This window comes from Klebsiella sp. P1CD1, from assembly GCF_003790505.1.
Taxonomy (GTDB): domain Bacteria; phylum Pseudomonadota; class Gammaproteobacteria; order Enterobacterales; family Enterobacteriaceae; genus Klebsiella; species Klebsiella variicola.
This window is the reverse complement of the sequence record NZ_CP033631.1, coordinates 5361838-5376853: the sequence shown is the minus strand read 5'-3', so window position 1 is coordinate 5376853 and position 15016 is coordinate 5361838. Positions and strand designations below refer to the sequence as shown.

The following is a 15016-nucleotide window of genomic DNA, read 5'->3' as shown; positions in this document are numbered from 1 at the left end:
GCCTCCTTAACCGCGCGTTTTTCCGCCGGCAATGTTAGTGGTGACTCCAGTGATGTAGCTGGCGCGCGCTGACAAGAGATAGCAAACAAAATCAGCCACTTCCGAGAGCTTTCCTGCCCGCCCGATGGGAATGGCGTTTTTGGTATATCCCTCGCGAAGTTGCTCGACGGTGATATTGCGCGTCCAGGCCAGCGCCTCTTCATATTCCGGTGTCCGCAGACCGGTTTTTTCGAGGATCCCCGGCGCAACGCCGACCACGCGGATCCCATATTTACCCAATTCTTTGGACCAGGAGCGGGTAAAGCTGTTGAGCGCGGCCTTGGTCGCGGCGTAGCAGCTTTGACCTTCAGAGCCTTCCAGGCCGCTCTCCGAAGAGACATTGACAATCACACCGGCGCGCTGTTTGACCATTTGACGCGCCACCGCCTGCGACATGAAAAACACCCCTTTCTGGTTGATATTGACCATTTTTTCAAAAGCGGCTTCGTTTAATTCATAGCGGCCGGCCGGTGCTTTTTCGTCGACTAATAAACGCGGGAAATTCACGCCAGCGTTATTGACCAAACCATCAATACGCGACCAGCGCTGAATAATGGCATCGATAGTCTGTTGCACCTCTGTCGCGCTGGAAATATCCGTCGGCCAGAAGTGATAATTATCGCCATTGTGATGACGATCGCCGCCATGAATATCAATCATCTGGACATGAGCACCTTGTGATAATAATTCATCGACAATGGCCAGCCCAATTCCCGAGGCGCCGCCGGTCACGATAATGATGTTATCTTTTAAATTTAACCAGGTATTCATTATTCACTCCCATTTCTTTAGATAAAGGGATCCCCCGCAGCGGGTGCTGCGTGAAATCATATCCTGTGTGTTATTTCAGTAATAACTCAGCCGTTTCTCTGTTTGTCACCAGACAATTAATATAGCGTCCGTGCAATGCGCCAAGAATGCCAGAGTATTTCTCTTCCCCCATGGCGATGCCGATGGAATAGCGAGCCTGGCGGAGCTTCGCCATTTCGATCGACAGGGTTTTTTCGCTCATATTGGTATCGACTAACCCGCCGTTAATATCGTAGAAACGCGAACAGATATCCCCGGCGACGTGGCGGGCGTTGAGATCGTCGCTCTCTTCGCTGCCGTAGAAGGCGTGCCAGTTTGCGCCGTCGCGAATGGCCGGTGAACCAATACCCACCAGCGCCACATCCAGGCTGTCCCAGTAGGATGAGATGGTTTTAAAATGCTGGGACTGCATGATGCCGTTGCGGATCAGCGGGTTATCCAGCAGAGCTGGAAAATCGGCAAGGTGGGATTCCGCTTTCAGTCTGGCTGCCGCGCCGTAGGTTAACGTATTCACATGGTAGCGGCTCTCCAGTTTACCGGAAGGCCCGCCGATGATGGGGACGCAGATCACCTGGCGTGACTGGCTGGCCTGCGGCAGGTTCTCCACCAGCGAACGCACGGCGCGACCCCATGAAAAACCGATGATATCGCCGGGCTCCAGCAACCGATCGACAAGCAGGGCGCCATGCTGGCCCATCGCACTCAGCTGTTCTTCTTCCAGCAGCCCATCACTGCTGGCAACCACCGCCTCTTTCAGACCAAATTTTTGCTTGAGCTGTTGCTCGAGCCACAGGTTCTCGTTGTAGTCATAGTTGATGGCGATGGTGACAATGCCCTGCTCGCGGCCGCGCTTCAGCAGGCGACTGATGGTGGTGCGATAGATCCCCAGCTCGCGAGCGATTTGCGCCTGAGTCATATCCTGCTCGTAATAGAGCTGGGCGATTTTGACAATCAACCGGATATCATCGCTGTTTTCCATGGTCATCTGCAGGCTCCTGCACATTTGTGCAAATCGCGGGTTTGTGCTGTTGATCTGATATAACCCTATTAGAGCCACCGTTTAAAGCGATTTTCTTTTATTTCATCACCCTAATCTGGCGAATAATCTTGCACATTTGCGTTATCAATAGCGGGTTGTTGGCACCTTTGTGCATTGCACGCTAAATCGCTGATTCTGTGATATTTCATCATGCAAAGTTGCCAGGCGTTGAGCGGGACACTTTTGTGAAAAAAGGCGTAGTCGATCACACCTTGCGCCGGAGGGCGCAAAGGCACATCTTTTTTCTCGCCCACAAGGTAGGGTATATTTCGCTTTTACAGGAGAATCTATGCTGCCCGACTCATCAACCCGATTAAATAAATACATCAGCGAAAGCGGCATCTGCTCGCGTCGCGAAGCGGACCGCTTTATTGAACAAGGCAACGTCTTTATCAATGGCAAGCGCGCCACCATTGGCGATCAGGTGAAGCCTGGCGATTTAGTCAAAGTTAACGGACAGTTGATTGAGCCGCGTGAAGCGGATGATCTGGTGCTGATTGCGCTGAATAAGCCGGTCGGCATTGTGAGCACCACGGAAGACGGCGAGCGCGACAACATTGTCGATTTCGTCAACCACAGCAAGCGAATCTTCCCTATCGGCCGTCTGGATAAAGATTCTCAGGGGCTGATCTTCCTCACCAACCACGGTGATCTGGTGAACAAGATCCTGCGCGCCGGCAACGACCATGAAAAAGAGTATCTGGTGACGGTCGATAAGCCGGTGACCGATGAGTTCATTCGCGGGATGGGCGCGGGGGTGCCGATTCTCGGGACGGTGACGAAAAAATGTAAAGTGAAGAAAGAGGCGCCGTTCGTTTTCCGCATCACTCTGGTGCAGGGGCTGAATCGCCAGATCCGTCGTATGTGCGAGCACTTTGGCTATGAAGTGACGAAGCTTGAGCGTACGCGGATCATGAACGTGAGCCTGACGGGGATCCCCTTGGGTGAATGGCGTGATCTAACCGATGACGAGCTGATCGACCTGTTCAAGCTGATTGAAAACTCCTCTTCCGAAGCGAAGCCGAAAGCCAGGCCGAAGGCCAAAGCGGCGACTCCCGGCATCAAGCGCCCGGTGGTGAAGATGGAAAATAGCAACGATAAGGGCCGCCCGGCTGGTAACGGGAAACGTTTCACCCAGCCGGGACGTAAAAAGAAAGGGCGTTAACGCCTGCCGCGGGTCGGCGTATTCGCCGACCAGGAAAAGGTCGCTTCTTTATCCGTTTTATAAGCCTGCTGTTTTTTCACCTGGCGGGCTTTCTTCGCATCCGCTTCACGCTGCGCCATCAGCTTATCGATATATTCCTTTTTCACGCTGTTCGTTTCCGCATTGCTCAGCGGGCGGCCATGCGCAATACGCGCGCGGTCAAGCAGCGTTTTCAATTCGCGCTGTTCGCGCTCGGTCATCTCTTTTTGTGTAATACGGGGGAGTGCCATGGTGGTGCCCTCAGTCAGACCAGAGCACCCAGTGTACGGCAATCAGCGCAAAATAGAACGCATCCGGAAAGCGCCTCGCAGAATATTTCCCTCGTTCGTGACCAGTGCGCGGGTCTGGCTTAGGGTAACGGCACGCCTACTGGCCAACGACGACAAATTTTGGGCGGGAGATGTATAAAATTTTATACAAGGATGTGGTATGCTCAATCAGCAACAGAAATTAAGGCGTATCGTCTGGATGGGCTCTTCCTTTGACGATCTGCGCCAGTTTCCTGAGGACGTCCGCAGAGATGCCGGATTCCAGCTTTATCGTTTACAGTCGGGTTTAGAGGCTGCGGACTGGAAAGCGATGCCTCAACTGGGGCGGGGCGTTGAAGAAATCCGCCTGCGCCACTTTTCCGGTGCATATCGGGTAATTTATCTGGCCCGTTTTGCAGAGGCGATATATGTCCTGCACTGTTTTAACAAAAAGACGCGGCGTACCGCCGAACACGAAAAACAGATTGTCAGAAACCGTTTGCAGGTAATACAGCAGGAACACAGGAGTCATAAATGAATCGTAAGAGGGTGGATGGTATTCGTCATGTGACCTCTGAAGAGAGCAATATATTCAGTGAACTGGGCTTTGATGATGCTGACGCAGAGCAGCTTCGGGGACAAGCGGAAAAAGAAGTTGAGCAGTTGATGGCGCTTAAACGACAGTTAATGCAGGAAATCGCTGAGTGGATAGATGAACATCAATTGAAGCAGGCCGATGCTGCCGCGAAGTTGAGCATTTCGCGCCCGCGTATTTCAGATGTGGTCAATCAGAAAACCAGTAAGTTTACCCTGGATGCGTTAGTCATGATGTTAATGAAGTTAGGTAAACCAGTACGTTTGCAGATTGGATAACGCACACGCCCGGGCCTGCGCCCGGACGTATCACGCTCAGCGCTTGTCGGCTTTTTTGGCGATAGGCTTTCCTGACCAGTACCCGGCCAGCAGCGAACCGGACAGGTTATGCCAGACGGAGAACAGCGCGCCTGGCAGCGCCGCCAGCGGGCCGAAGTAAATTTTACCCAGCGCGGCCGCCAGGCCAGAGTTCTGCATCCCCACCTCGATCGCCAGCGTACGGCAGGTGGATTCATCAAAACCAAACAGACGTCCGCCCCAGTAGCCGCCAAGCAGGCCAATGGTGTTATGCAGGATCACCGCGATAATCACCACCAGGCCGACGGAGGCGATATGGGCGGCGGAACCCGCCACCACCGCGCTGATGATCGCCAGTATGCATACCATCGAGAAAGCGGGCAGGAACGGCTCTACCGCTTTCACCACCTTCGGCAGCAGATGATGGACAATCAGTCCCAGCGCGATGGGGATGACCACAATCTGCAGAATGCTGAGCAACATGCCCATGACGTCGACCTGAATATGCGCGTCGACGTACAGACGGGTGAGCAGCGGTGTCGCCACGACGCCGACGAGGGTGGAGACCGAGGAGATGGTCACCGACAGCGCCACATCCCCTTTGGCAAGAAAGATCATCACGTTGGAGGCAGTCCCGCTGGCGACGCTGCCGACCAGCACCATCCCGGCGGAAAGCTCCGGCGGCATATGAAACAGCAGCGCCAGCAGCCAGGCGGCGAGCGGCATCACCAGATAATGGAGAAAGATCCCCGCAGCGACCGGCGCCGGGCGCGACAGGACGCGTTTGAAATCCTCCAGCTTCAGATGCACACCCATACCGAACATGATCAGCATCAGCAGGGTGGTGACCCATGGGCCAATTGGGGTGAAGGTGGTGGGAGTGTAATAGGCCAGAACGGAGAGCAGCAGTGCCCATAACGGGAACAGCCGCGTCAGAGTTGCGAGCATGTTGTGTTCCTTGCGATACGCGAACCGGGCCGCGCCATCCCGATGGGGCGGCGAGCAGGTCCGCTGGTTGTGTTGATGTTGTTATAAAAAAGCCGGGTTCGAGCCCGGCTATAGGTATTGTTTATCGTGCTAAGAAATTTTATTCAAACAAATTATGATGCAGCTTCTGCACCACCTTCTCCGCATCGGCGCCAGGCACCAGGAAGCAGAGGTTATGGCTGGAGGCGCCATAGCAGATCATGCGGATATTAAACGGCTCGAGGACGCCAAAGACCTCTTTACCGACGCCGCAGGCTTTCGACAGCTCATTGCCAATCAGGGCCACCAGCGCCAGGTCTTCCTCCACTTCCACGCGACACAGCGAGGAGAGCTCGGTCAGCAGCGCCTGGGTCAGCAGGGTATCGCCCGCAGAGGTCGAGCCGGTGGTGTCCATGGTCAGGGCCACGCTCACTTCGGAGGTGGTGATCAAATCGACGGAGATGTTATGGCGCGCCAGAATGCCGAATACCTCGGCGAGGAAGCCGCGGGAGTGCAGCATATTCAGGCTGTGCAGCGTCAGCAGCGTCTGGCGGCGACGCAGCGCCAGCGCGCGGAACAGCGGCGGGTTCTCGGTGGTTTTACACACCAGCGTACCGCCCGCTTTAGGCTCTTTACTCGAGCCGACAAACACCGGAATATCGCTGCGCACGGCAGGCAGCAGGGTCGCCGGGTGCAGCACTTTGGCGCCAAAGGTGGCCATTTCCGCTGCCTCTTCAAAGGCGATGACGTCGATGCGTTTCGCCGCTGGCGCCACGCGCGGATCGGTCGTATAGATCCCGGGCACATCGGTCCAGATATCGACGCGGGTGGCATTCAGCGCTTCGCCGAGCAGAGCGGCGGTATAATCGCTGCCGCCGCGGCCAAGGGTGGTGGTGCGGCCTTTCGCTTCGCTGCCGATAAAGCCCTGCGTCACCACCAGGCCTTCCGCCAGGCGCGGCGCCAGCTGCTGCTGGGTCAGTTCGGCGACGGCGGCGATGTCCGGTTCGGCGCGGCCAAAGCGATCGTTAGTGCGCAGCACTTTACGGGCGTCAAACCACTGCGCCTGAATACCGCGTTCACGCAGAATTTCTACAAACAGCAGGGTGGACATCAGTTCGCCATGGCTGACCAGTTCGTCGGTCAGGGCGGTCGAGGAGGCGAGCGCGGCGGCTTCCGCCAGCGTCGTGATATTTTCCAGCAGGCGCTCAATCTCTTCGCGGATCACGTTGGGATAGCGCAAACGCTCCAGAATATTGAACTGGATCTGGCGCAGAGCATCCAGCTGGGAAAAACGTTCGGTGGGTTCCAGCCCTCCCGCTAAGGCCACCAGAATGTTGGTCACGCCGGCAGAGGCGGAGAGCACAACAATACGGGTATTGGCATCGAGCAGCGCCACATCGATGCTGCGGTTCATAGCGTCAAAATCGGCAACGCTGGTGCCGCCAAATTTGGCGACGACTAGATCTGTCATAACAACCTCGTGTCAGGGGGCCTGACTTATTAAAACGATTCCTGAACACCGATCGTGGCAGGGGCTGGACGCCGCCGGATCGCAACAAAATGTCTTAATAAGCCAGGCCAAATTATTCAGCCATGGCACAAGGGAAGAGCGATAAACAGGGTGGCGCAGAGTGATAAACAACTACGATGTCACCCAGAAGTGCTCCACCTTGTAGACCCGACTCACCGCTCTGGGCGCTGAGGTGTTCGGGTATGAAACGCCCGACTGCGAACGTTTCTGGTGACAACCCAGGGGATTCAGCCCCTGTGGCCGGTGAGGAGCGTGACCAGACGCTCTTTCACCTCGGCGTTGCTCCCCCTCACGTATTTTCCCCGGACTGGTTCCTCCAATACGGTTACCTGGGCAACGCACCTCTTCTGGCAATTACCGACGTCTTTCACCTGGCCGGGGGAACAGGGACATTATATCCCCCGCGAATACCCTTTCGCTGTAGCGTGAAATGCGCGAGCAATAGATACCTACCAATACGTAAGCACTGCGGATATATAAAGGCTTAACACCAGCTATGTCAACGCTGCGGTTATGCGGATTTTTCATGCCCCTGCGGCTAACAGAAAAAAGCCTTATGATAGCTATACTAATGGGGCTTTTTACTCCGTTTTGACCCGATTCCTGACCGGCGTCAGGGACAAGTCACAAAAATCATCACAATTTTCCGTCACCGGCGCTACAATCGACCGAAGTCACAATCTCAAATCAGAAGAGTATTGCTAATGAAAAACATCAACCCAACGCAGACCTCTGCCTGGCAGGCATTACAGAAACACTTCGACGAAATGAAAGATGTCACTATCAGCGAGCTGTTCGCCAAAGATAGCGACCGTTTTTCTAAGTTTTCCGCGACGTTCGACGATCTGATGCTGGTGGACTTCTCCAAAAACCGCATCACCGAAGAGACGCTGGCTAAACTGCAGGATCTGGCGAAAGAGACCGATCTGGCAGGCGCCATTAAATCGATGTTCTCCGGCGAAAAGATCAACCGTACCGAAGACCGTGCGGTACTGCACGTCGCGCTGCGCAACCGCAGCAATACGCCGATTGTGGTTGATGGCAAAGATGTGATGCCGGAAGTGAACGCTGTGCTGGAGAAGATGAAAACCTTCTCAGAAGCGATTATCTCCGGTAGCTGGAAAGGCTATACCGGCAAACCGATCACCGACGTGGTTAACATTGGTATCGGCGGTTCCGACCTCGGTCCGTTCATGGTCACCGAAGCGCTGCGTCCGTACAAAAACCACCTCAACATGCACTTTGTCTCCAACGTCGATGGCACCCACATCGCTGAAGTGCTGAAGAACGTCAACCCGGAAACGACCCTGTTCCTGGTGGCGTCCAAGACCTTCACCACTCAGGAAACCATGACCAACGCCCACAGCGCGCGCGACTGGTTCCTGGCGACCGCGGGCGACGACAAACACGTGGCCAAACACTTCGCGGCGCTTTCTACCAACGCGAAAGCGGTTGGCGAGTTCGGCATCGACACCGCCAACATGTTTGAATTCTGGGACTGGGTTGGCGGCCGTTACTCCCTGTGGTCGGCGATTGGCCTGTCCATCATTCTCTCCGTGGGCTTCGACAACTTCGTTGAGCTGCTGTCCGGCGCGCATGCGATGGATAAACACTTCTCCACCACCCCGGCGGAGAAAAACCTGCCGGTGCTGCTGGCGCTGATCGGTATCTGGTACAACAACTTCTTCGGAGCAGAAACCGAAGCGATTCTGCCGTACGACCAGTATATGCACCGTTTTGCCGCCTACTTCCAGCAGGGCAACATGGAGTCCAACGGTAAGTATGTTGACCGTAACGGCCACGCGGTAGACTACCAGACTGGCCCGATCATCTGGGGTGAGCCGGGCACCAACGGTCAGCACGCGTTCTACCAGCTGATCCACCAGGGCACCAAAATGGTACCGTGCGATTTCATCGCCCCAGCTATCACCCACAACCCGCTGTCCGACCATCATCCGAAGCTGCTGTCCAACTTCTTCGCTCAGACCGAGGCCCTGGCTTTCGGTAAATCCCGTGAAGTGGTCGAGCAGGAATATCGCGATCAGGGTAAAGATCCGGCGACCCTGGAGCACGTGGTGCCGTTCAAAGTGTTTGAAGGCAACCGTCCGACGAACTCCATCCTGCTGCGTGAAATCACCCCGTTCAGCCTGGGGGCGCTGATTGCCCTGTACGAGCACAAAATCTTCACCCAGGGCGCGATCCTCAACATCTTCACCTTCGACCAGTGGGGCGTTGAACTGGGCAAACAGCTGGCTAACCGCATCCTGCCGGAGCTGAAAGACGGCAGCGAAGTTAGCAGCCACGACAGCTCGACTAACGGCCTGATTAACCGTTATAAAGCCTGGCGCGCATAATCTTGCGCAGCTAAGACGCAATGCCGACCCTTAGGTCGGCATTTTTTTTACAGCCGCCGCAGCAGCCTCGCCGGATTCCCCGCCCACACCCCTTTCTCGGTAATGGACTTCGTCACCACGCTGCCCGCGCCTATCACCACCCCATCGCAGATGCTGACGGCCAGAATCGTGGCGCCGCTGCCGATCGACACGTCATCGCCAATCTCAATTCGCCCCCAGCTGGCGCGGTCGGCGTTTGGTTTACCCTCGCGAAACAGGTCGTTGGCGAACATCACGCCGTGACCGATAAAGCAGCGCTGGCCGATGGTGACGTACTCGCAGATAAAGGTATGGGACTGAATTTTACTGTTCGCGCCGATGCGGGTATTGCCCTGGATCTCAACGAACGGCCCGACGAAGACGTTATCGCCCAGTGTGCAGTCGTACAGGTTGGCGGGCTGGTAGATCACCACGTTCTCACCGCTGGTGACGTTGCGGATCGCCGTTTCCCGAAGGGTATGCATAGTGCCTCTCAGATCGGTTTGGCCAGAATATGTAAGGTGCTTTGCTGGCTGGCGGAATGAAATGCGACATCTTTCACGTGCTGCATCCCCTGACGTTCGTAAAAGCGGCGCGCAGCGGGGTTATCGGCGAGCACTTCCAGCCACAGCCAGCGTTCACCGGCCGCTTTTGCTCTCGCCTCGACGGCGCGAAATATCTGCTCGCCGTAGCGTCGGCCCGTTGTGTCAGGCAGCAGATAGAGCTTATGCAACAGCGTACCGGACGGACCTTCAGGACTTATCGCCTGACGACAGGCGTATTTCGCAAAGCCGACAGGGTGGGGGGCTTCAGCAATCAACCAACAGCACTGGGAATCGGTCAGGCTGCGTTGCAGCGAGGCCAGGGAATACTCTTGTTGCAGGTAGCACGCCAGCTCGTCGGCGTTATGCCAGAGGTGAGCAAAGTGATGGCGATAGCTGGCACTGCCCATTTCATTGAGTAAAGCCGCATCCTCTGCGCGTGCGGTACGAATCTTCAGCATGGTTGTTTCCTTTTTAACCCGTCCGTCTGGGCTGTGATTGTTACATCTTCGCCGGTGGTGGCAAAAAGTTAGCGAATAATGTCGATCTGGATCACATTTTTGCGTTATACAGGTCTCAAAGAAGCATAATGATGAGGGGTATTTATGTCGTCGGTTTATCGTCCGCTGGTGAATTTTATCGCCACCGCGATGCAAACGGTTTTGAATCTTGGGCTGCTGTGCCTGGGGATTATTTTGATCGTCTTCCTCGGGAAAGAGACGCTGCATCTGGCCGATGTCCTCTTTACCCCGGAGCCGACCAGTAAGTACCGGCTGGTGGAAGGTCTGGTGGTCTACTTCCTCTACTTCGAGTTTATCGCGCTGATCGTCAAGTATTTTCAGTCGGGGTTTCACTTCCCGCTGCGCTATTTCGTCTATATCGGCATCACCGCGATTGTGCGCCTGATTATCATCGACCATGAGTCGCCGATGTCGGTGCTGATTTACTCTGCTGCGATCCTGATCCTGGTGATTACGCTCTGGCTGTGTAACTCCAATCGCCTGAAACGCGAATAAAAAAAAGCGGCCTCCAGGGCCGCTGACCAACAGTCACAAATAAAATTTATGTAGGGTCCAGTTGAGGATAGCAGTGGCATTGGCCTTACTTTTTCAGCTGAGGGCGACGGCGACAATACCCGGTTGGGGTCGTGTATTGCGGCTAGACCGTCGGCCCTCATCTGAAATTTGGGGCCGGTGTTACAAAAAAAACTTAACCTTTCACCCCACCCGCCGTCAGGCCGTTAACCAGCCAGCGCTGCGCCAGCAGGAAGACGACCGTGATCGGGATGGCGGAGAGCACCGCCGCAGCGGCGAAGTCGCCCCACAGATAGTTCTGCGGGTTGAGATACTGTTGCATACCTACCGCCAGGGTATAGCTGTTCACATCGCGCAGCAGCAGCGAGGCGACGGGCACTTCGGTGATGGCCGCGATGAACGACAGAATAAACACCACCGCCAGAATCGGCACCGACAGCGGCAGCAGCACGAGGCGGAAAGCCTGCCATGGGGTCGCGCCATCCAGCGCCGCCGCTTCTTCCAGCGAACCATCGATGGTTTCGAAGTAGCCTTTAATCGTCCAGACGTGCAGCGCGATACCGCCCATATAAGCGAAGATCACGCCGCCGTGGGTGTTGAGGCCGACGAACGGGATGTACTGGCCCAGGCGATCAAACAACGCATACAGAGCCACCAGCGACAGCACCGCCGGGAACATCTGGAAAATCAGCATCCCTTTCAGCAGCGTCGCTTTCCCCGGGAAGCGCATACGGGCAAAAGCGTAGGCGCAGGTGGTGGAGAGGGCGACGATACCGATCGCGGTAATGCCGGCGACCTTAATCGAGTTCCACAGCCACAGCAGCACCGGGAACGGCGGCGGCGTGACGCGGCCATCGGCGTGTTCGACGCTGAAGCCTAACGCCAGACGCCAGTGTTCCCAGGAGATGGTATCCGGGATCAGGCTGCCGGTGGCGAAGTTACCCTCGCGCAGCGAGATGGCGATAACCATCAGCAGCGGAAACATAATCGCCGCGATAAAAATCAGTAGCAGGAGATGCGTAGTAAATAAACGTAGCTTCTGCGATTTGGGTTGGACCATAGCCATTGTAATTTTACTCCCCTTGACTTCGCTCCAGGCTATTTTGCTTGCCATTTTGAACTCGGGCAGTGCTCAGAATCCTCACGTACTACGTGTACGCTCCGGTTCTTCCGCGCTGGCCGAGTCCAAACTGTCCGCGCCAATAACGCCTGGTAATTCCAATTAATCAAACTTCATGCGTGTGGCTTTCAGATTCACAATCGCTAACGCGCCAACCAGCAGGAAGATAAGCGTTGCGATAGCCGCCGCCAGGCCGAAGTCCTGACCGCCGCCGCCTTCAAAGGCGATGCGATAGGTGTAGCTCACCAGCAGGTCGGTATAACCGGCCGGGGTGGTGGTGCCGAGACGGTCCGGGCCACCGTTGGTCAACAGCTGAATCAGCACAAAGTTGTTAAAGTTAAAGGCGAAGCTGGCGATCATCAGCGGTGTCAGCGGTTTGATCAGCAGCGGCAGCGTAATTTTAAAGAAGTTCTGGAACGGACCGGCGCCATCCATCGCCGACGCTTCGTACAGATCGTCCGGAATCGCCTTCAGCAACCCCATGCACAGGATCATCATGTACGGATAGCCCAGCCAGGTATTGACGATGATGATCATGGTACGCGCGGTGGTCGGGTCGCTAAACCAGGCCGGCTTAATGCCGAACAGCGCGCTGAGCATCATATTGATTTCACCAAAGCTCTGGTTGAACAGCCCTTTGAAAATCAGAATCGAAATAAACGACGGTACGGCATACGGCAGAATCAACAGGACGCGGTAAATTGCTTTGCCTTTCAGCGCTTCCCACTGCACCAGACAAGCCAGCACCATTCCCACGGCCACGGTCAAAATCACCGTCAGCACCGAGAACACCACGGTCCAGACGAAAATAGCGAAGAACGGTTTCTGGATCCCTTCGTCCTGGAAGACGCGAGTGAAGTTATCCCAGCCGATCGTCACGGTGTAGCCCGGGCTCAGCTTTTCAGTGCCCCAGCTGCCGTCGGCGTTAATCGCCTGGTAGAAGCCTACGTCATTGTTCGGGCGGTATTTAACGTGGGTCTGATTGTTGGTCAGCACCCCATCTTCGCTAAGCGTATACAGCGGTTGAGTGCCAGAGAACTGACGCAGCGAGCTCATGATCACTTTGCTGTCATCCGGCAGCACCGCGGTCAGTTGGTTCAGCGCGGTGCGGTTCTGGGTAATGACGCGCAGGCTGACGCGCTCGCCTTCCGGCAGGGCATCGGTTTCTTTTAACGCCAGCTTCTGCTCACCGCCGAATTTAAAAGCGTCGGAAAGGTAGTTTTTACCGCTCTCGCCGTCGGTCAGGGCCAGTTTCCACTCGTCCCCCGCCGGGATCAGCGTGAAGTTATAGGCTTTGCCAGCCTGGAAAGAGCGATCCATCAGCACCTGCTGCGCACGTTCAAAGGTCAGCTGGTTGGTGCTGCTGTAGTTAGTGAAGGCGATGGCAATGGTACAGATCAGCGGAAACAGGACGAACAGACCCATGCCGGCGAGGCCGGGATAGACATAGCGCCAGGCATAAGCCTTGCGATTAGCGAAAATATACAGGCCAACTGAGCTTAAAATCAGCGTCATGATGGCGAACAGGTACTCCCCCTGGGCGTACATCAAAACAACAAGGTAACCCACCAGCAGGCACAGTAAGCCAATCACAGACCATGTGAGTTGCGGACTTTGCCACCAGTGTTTCTTTTTAACGGCATCCATGGGGATCATCCTCTACAGCGGTGAAAACTTATTTGTCAGGCGGCGCTTCGCTTACCTGACCTACGGTCCGAGCCGTAGTGGTAGGGCGGGTAAGCGCAAGCGCCACCCGCCGTTTTCTTACTTGGTGATACGGCTCTGTGCATCCTTCAGTGCAGCATCGACCGTCTGGCGACCGCTGGCGGCGTTGATTACCGCGGTACGAACGGCATACCAGAAGGCAGACATCTGCGGGATGTTAGGCATGATTTCGCCATTCTGGGCGTTCGCCATGGTGGCGGCGATGCGCGGATCTTTTTCCAGTTTCTCCTGGAAGGATTTCAGCGCGACAGCACCCAGCGGTTTGTCGTTGTTAACCGCTTCCAGACCCTGATCGGTCATCAGGTAGTTTTCGAGGAACTCTTTCGCCAGCTCTTTGTTCGGGCTGGCGGCGTTGATACCGGCGCTCAGCACGCCAACGAACGGTTTCGATGGTTTGCCTTTAAAGGTCGGCAGCAGGGCGACGCCGTAATTAACCTTGCTCTTATCAATGTTAGACCACGCCCACGGACCGTTGATGGTCATGGCGGTTTCGCCTTTGTTGAAGGCGGCTTCCGCGATGGAGTAATCCGTGTCGGCATTCATGTGCTTGTTCTTGATCAGGTCAACCAGGAAGGTGAGACCCGCTTTCGCGCCTGCGCTGTCTACGCCGACGTTTTTCACGTCATATTTGCCGTTTTCAAACTTGAAGGCGTACCCGCCGTCGGCAGCGATCAGCGGCCAGGTGAAGTACGGTTCTTGCAGGTTGAACATCAGCGCGCTCTTACCTTTCGCTTTCAGCGCTTTATCCAGCGCCGGGATCTCTTCCCAGGTTTTCGGCGGGTTCGGCACCAGGTCCTTGTTATAAATCAGGGACAGGGCTTCAACCGCCACCGGATAGGCGATCAGTTTGCCGTTAAAGCGCACGGCATCCCAGGTGAAGGGATAGAGTTTGTCCTGGAACGCTTTGTCCGGGGTGATTTCAGCCAGCAGGCCGGACTGTGCGTAGCCGCCGAAACGGTCATGCGCCCAGAAGATGATGTCCGGGCCGTCGCCGGTCGCCGCAACCTGCGGGAACTTCTCTTCCAGCTTGTCCGGATGCTCTACGGAAACTTTAATGCCGGTGTCTTTTTCAAACTTTTTACCCACTTCAGCGAGGCCGTTATAGCCTTTGTCGCCGTTAATCCAGATAACCAGCTTACCTTCTTCAATTTTTGCGAGGGCAGAGGCGGAAAACATCATCGTGGTCAGTGCTGACAGCGCGAGGATGCGAGCGCCAGTTTTGATTTTCATATACCCGTCCTATTTGGTGATGTACTCGTGGATACACTTCGGTGGCTTAACGATGATGAGTTTCCTTTTTTAACAACCCCTTTCCATCCTCCCCAGGTCTACGCCCCACCCGCTGGTTGTGTGATCTCCATTGCAAAAACGGCCGTATTGCGTCCTGGAGCACAGAAAAAAGTGCCCAATTTTGTCGTCCCCATCACGAAATCACGCTGCGTCCGCCATCCCCCGCGGCGAGAGGCAATCTCTCATCCTCCCATCTCCTCCCCCA

At 55.6% G+C, this 15016-nt stretch carries 15 protein-coding genes and 1 riboswitch; of the genes, 5 read left to right on the top strand and 10 right to left on the bottom strand.

What is annotated here, in order from left to right:
* Positions 1–6 precede the first annotated feature (6 nt).
* Positions 7–810, bottom strand: coding sequence for an SDR family oxidoreductase (locus tag DTA24_RS26575; RefSeq protein ID WP_022065225.1), 804 nt, complete (start codon positions 808–810; stop codon positions 7–9).
* Positions 811–880: 70 nt separating this feature from the next.
* Entirely contained in the window at positions 881–1828 is a 948-nt protein-coding gene (locus DTA24_RS26570) for a sugar-binding transcriptional regulator (protein WP_002884616.1), read from the bottom strand.
* Positions 1829–2177: 349 nt separating this feature from the next.
* Between DTA24_RS26570 and rluF the strand changes: the two genes are divergently transcribed.
* Positions 2178–3053 carry a 23S rRNA pseudouridine(2604) synthase RluF gene (gene rluF, locus DTA24_RS26565; protein ID WP_004178264.1) on the top strand — a complete coding sequence of 292 codons (876 nt, stop codon included), beginning with the start codon at positions 2178–2180 and terminating at the stop codon, positions 3051–3053.
* Here rluF and DTA24_RS26560 read toward each other — a convergent pair.
* A complete protein-coding gene (locus tag DTA24_RS26560; protein WP_012969166.1) occupies positions 3050–3322 on the bottom strand; it encodes a DUF3811 domain-containing protein in 273 nt (90 codons plus the stop codon). The genes rluF and DTA24_RS26560 overlap by 4 nt on opposite strands.
* Positions 3323–3521: 199 nt before the next feature.
* Here DTA24_RS26560 and DTA24_RS26555 point away from each other — a divergent pair, with 199 nt between their 5' ends.
* Positions 3522–3878, top strand: coding sequence for a type II toxin-antitoxin system RelE/ParE family toxin (locus DTA24_RS26555; RefSeq protein ID WP_012969165.1), 357 nt, complete (start codon positions 3522–3524; stop codon positions 3876–3878).
* Positions 3875–4213: a helix-turn-helix domain-containing protein gene (locus DTA24_RS26550; protein ID WP_008807319.1), complete on the top strand. Its 339-nt coding sequence runs from the start codon at positions 3875–3877 to the stop codon at positions 4211–4213. Before DTA24_RS26555 ends, DTA24_RS26550 begins: the two co-directional genes overlap by 4 nt.
* Before the next feature lie 36 nt (positions 4214–4249).
* Here DTA24_RS26550 and panS read toward each other — a convergent pair whose 3' ends face one another.
* Together panS and lysC are read right to left on the bottom strand one after the other, a co-directional pair.
* Positions 4250–5179: a ketopantoate/pantoate/pantothenate transporter PanS gene (gene panS / locus DTA24_RS26545; RefSeq protein ID WP_002884627.1), complete on the bottom strand. Its 930-nt coding sequence runs from the start codon at positions 5177–5179 to the stop codon at positions 4250–4252.
* A gap of 139 nt (positions 5180–5318) precedes the next feature.
* Complete coding sequence (lysC, locus tag DTA24_RS26540; RefSeq protein WP_008807318.1) at positions 5319–6668, bottom strand: lysine-sensitive aspartokinase 3; 1350 nt, start codon at positions 6666–6668, stop codon at positions 5319–5321.
* Positions 6669–6847: 179 nt separating this feature from the next.
* Positions 6848–7083: riboswitch (Lysine riboswitch) on the bottom strand.
* Positions 7084–7432: 349 nt separating this feature from the next.
* On the opposite strand from lysC, the gene pgi reads away from it, so the two are divergent.
* Positions 7433–9082, top strand: a complete 1650-nt coding sequence (pgi, locus tag DTA24_RS26530) for a glucose-6-phosphate isomerase (RefSeq protein WP_012543196.1) — start codon at positions 7433–7435, stop codon at positions 9080–9082.
* A gap of 47 nt (positions 9083–9129) precedes the next feature.
* On the opposite strand, the gene DTA24_RS26525 is transcribed toward pgi, so the two are convergent.
* Both DTA24_RS26525 and DTA24_RS26520 read right to left on the bottom strand, forming a co-directional pair.
* Positions 9130–9585: an acyltransferase gene (locus tag DTA24_RS26525; protein ID WP_032734029.1), complete on the bottom strand. Its 456-nt coding sequence runs from the start codon at positions 9583–9585 to the stop codon at positions 9130–9132.
* Between the two features lie 8 nt (positions 9586–9593).
* The gene (locus DTA24_RS26520) at positions 9594–10103 is read right to left on the bottom strand and encodes a GNAT family N-acetyltransferase (protein WP_123837141.1); all 510 of its coding nucleotides are present in this window, start codon (positions 10101–10103) and stop codon (positions 9594–9596) included.
* 144 nt (positions 10104–10247) lie between these two features.
* Here DTA24_RS26520 and psiE point away from each other — a divergent pair, with 144 nt between their 5' ends.
* Entirely contained in the window at positions 10248–10658 is a 411-nt protein-coding gene (gene psiE / locus DTA24_RS26515) for a phosphate-starvation-inducible protein PsiE (protein WP_046882476.1), read from the top strand.
* 193 nt (positions 10659–10851) lie between these two features.
* Here psiE and malG read toward each other — a convergent pair whose 3' ends face one another.
* From malG to malE, 3 genes are all read right to left on the bottom strand, one after another.
* Positions 10852–11742 carry a maltose ABC transporter permease MalG gene (gene malG, locus DTA24_RS26510; protein WP_002884725.1) on the bottom strand — a complete coding sequence of 297 codons (891 nt, stop codon included), beginning with the start codon at positions 11740–11742 and terminating at the stop codon, positions 10852–10854.
* A 156-nt stretch (positions 11743–11898) separates the two neighbouring features.
* Positions 11899–13443, bottom strand: a complete 1545-nt coding sequence (gene malF, locus DTA24_RS26505) for a maltose ABC transporter permease MalF (protein ID WP_008807314.1) — start codon at positions 13441–13443, stop codon at positions 11899–11901.
* Between the two features lie 117 nt (positions 13444–13560).
* A complete protein-coding gene (gene malE / locus DTA24_RS26500; RefSeq protein WP_008807313.1) occupies positions 13561–14751 on the bottom strand; it encodes a maltose/maltodextrin ABC transporter substrate-binding protein MalE in 1191 nt (396 codons plus the stop codon).
* Positions 14752–15016 lie beyond the last annotated feature (265 nt).

Coding starts and splice junctions, on each gene's coding strand:
- DTA24_RS26575 (WP_022065225.1), bottom strand. CDS start 810: ATGAATACCTGGTTAAATTTAAAAGATAACATCATTATCGTGACCGGC.
- DTA24_RS26570 (WP_002884616.1), bottom strand. CDS start 1,828: ATGGAAAACAGCGATGATATCCGGTTGATTGTCAAAATCGCCCAGCTC.
- rluF (WP_004178264.1), top strand. CDS start 2,178: ATGCTGCCCGACTCATCAACCCGATTAAATAAATACATCAGCGAAAGC.
- DTA24_RS26560 (WP_012969166.1), bottom strand. CDS start 3,322: ATGGCACTCCCCCGTATTACACAAAAAGAGATGACCGAGCGCGAACAG.
- DTA24_RS26555 (WP_012969165.1), top strand. CDS start 3,522: ATGCTCAATCAGCAACAGAAATTAAGGCGTATCGTCTGGATGGGCTCT.
- DTA24_RS26550 (WP_008807319.1), top strand. CDS start 3,875: ATGAATCGTAAGAGGGTGGATGGTATTCGTCATGTGACCTCTGAAGAG.
- panS (WP_002884627.1), bottom strand. CDS start 5,179: ATGCTCGCAACTCTGACGCGGCTGTTCCCGTTATGGGCACTGCTGCTC.
- lysC (WP_008807318.1), bottom strand. CDS start 6,668: ATGACAGATCTAGTCGTCGCCAAATTTGGCGGCACCAGCGTTGCCGAT.
- pgi (WP_012543196.1), top strand. CDS start 7,433: ATGAAAAACATCAACCCAACGCAGACCTCTGCCTGGCAGGCATTACAG.
- DTA24_RS26525 (WP_032734029.1), bottom strand. CDS start 9,585: ATGCATACCCTTCGGGAAACGGCGATCCGCAACGTCACCAGCGGTGAG.
- DTA24_RS26520 (WP_123837141.1), bottom strand. CDS start 10,103: ATGCTGAAGATTCGTACCGCACGCGCAGAGGATGCGGCTTTACTCAAT.
- psiE (WP_046882476.1), top strand. CDS start 10,248: ATGTCGTCGGTTTATCGTCCGCTGGTGAATTTTATCGCCACCGCGATG.
- malG (WP_002884725.1), bottom strand. CDS start 11,742: ATGGCTATGGTCCAACCCAAATCGCAGAAGCTACGTTTATTTACTACG.
- malF (WP_008807314.1), bottom strand. CDS start 13,443: ATGGATGCCGTTAAAAAGAAACACTGGTGGCAAAGTCCGCAACTCACA.
- malE (WP_008807313.1), bottom strand. CDS start 14,751: ATGAAAATCAAAACTGGCGCTCGCATCCTCGCGCTGTCAGCACTGACC.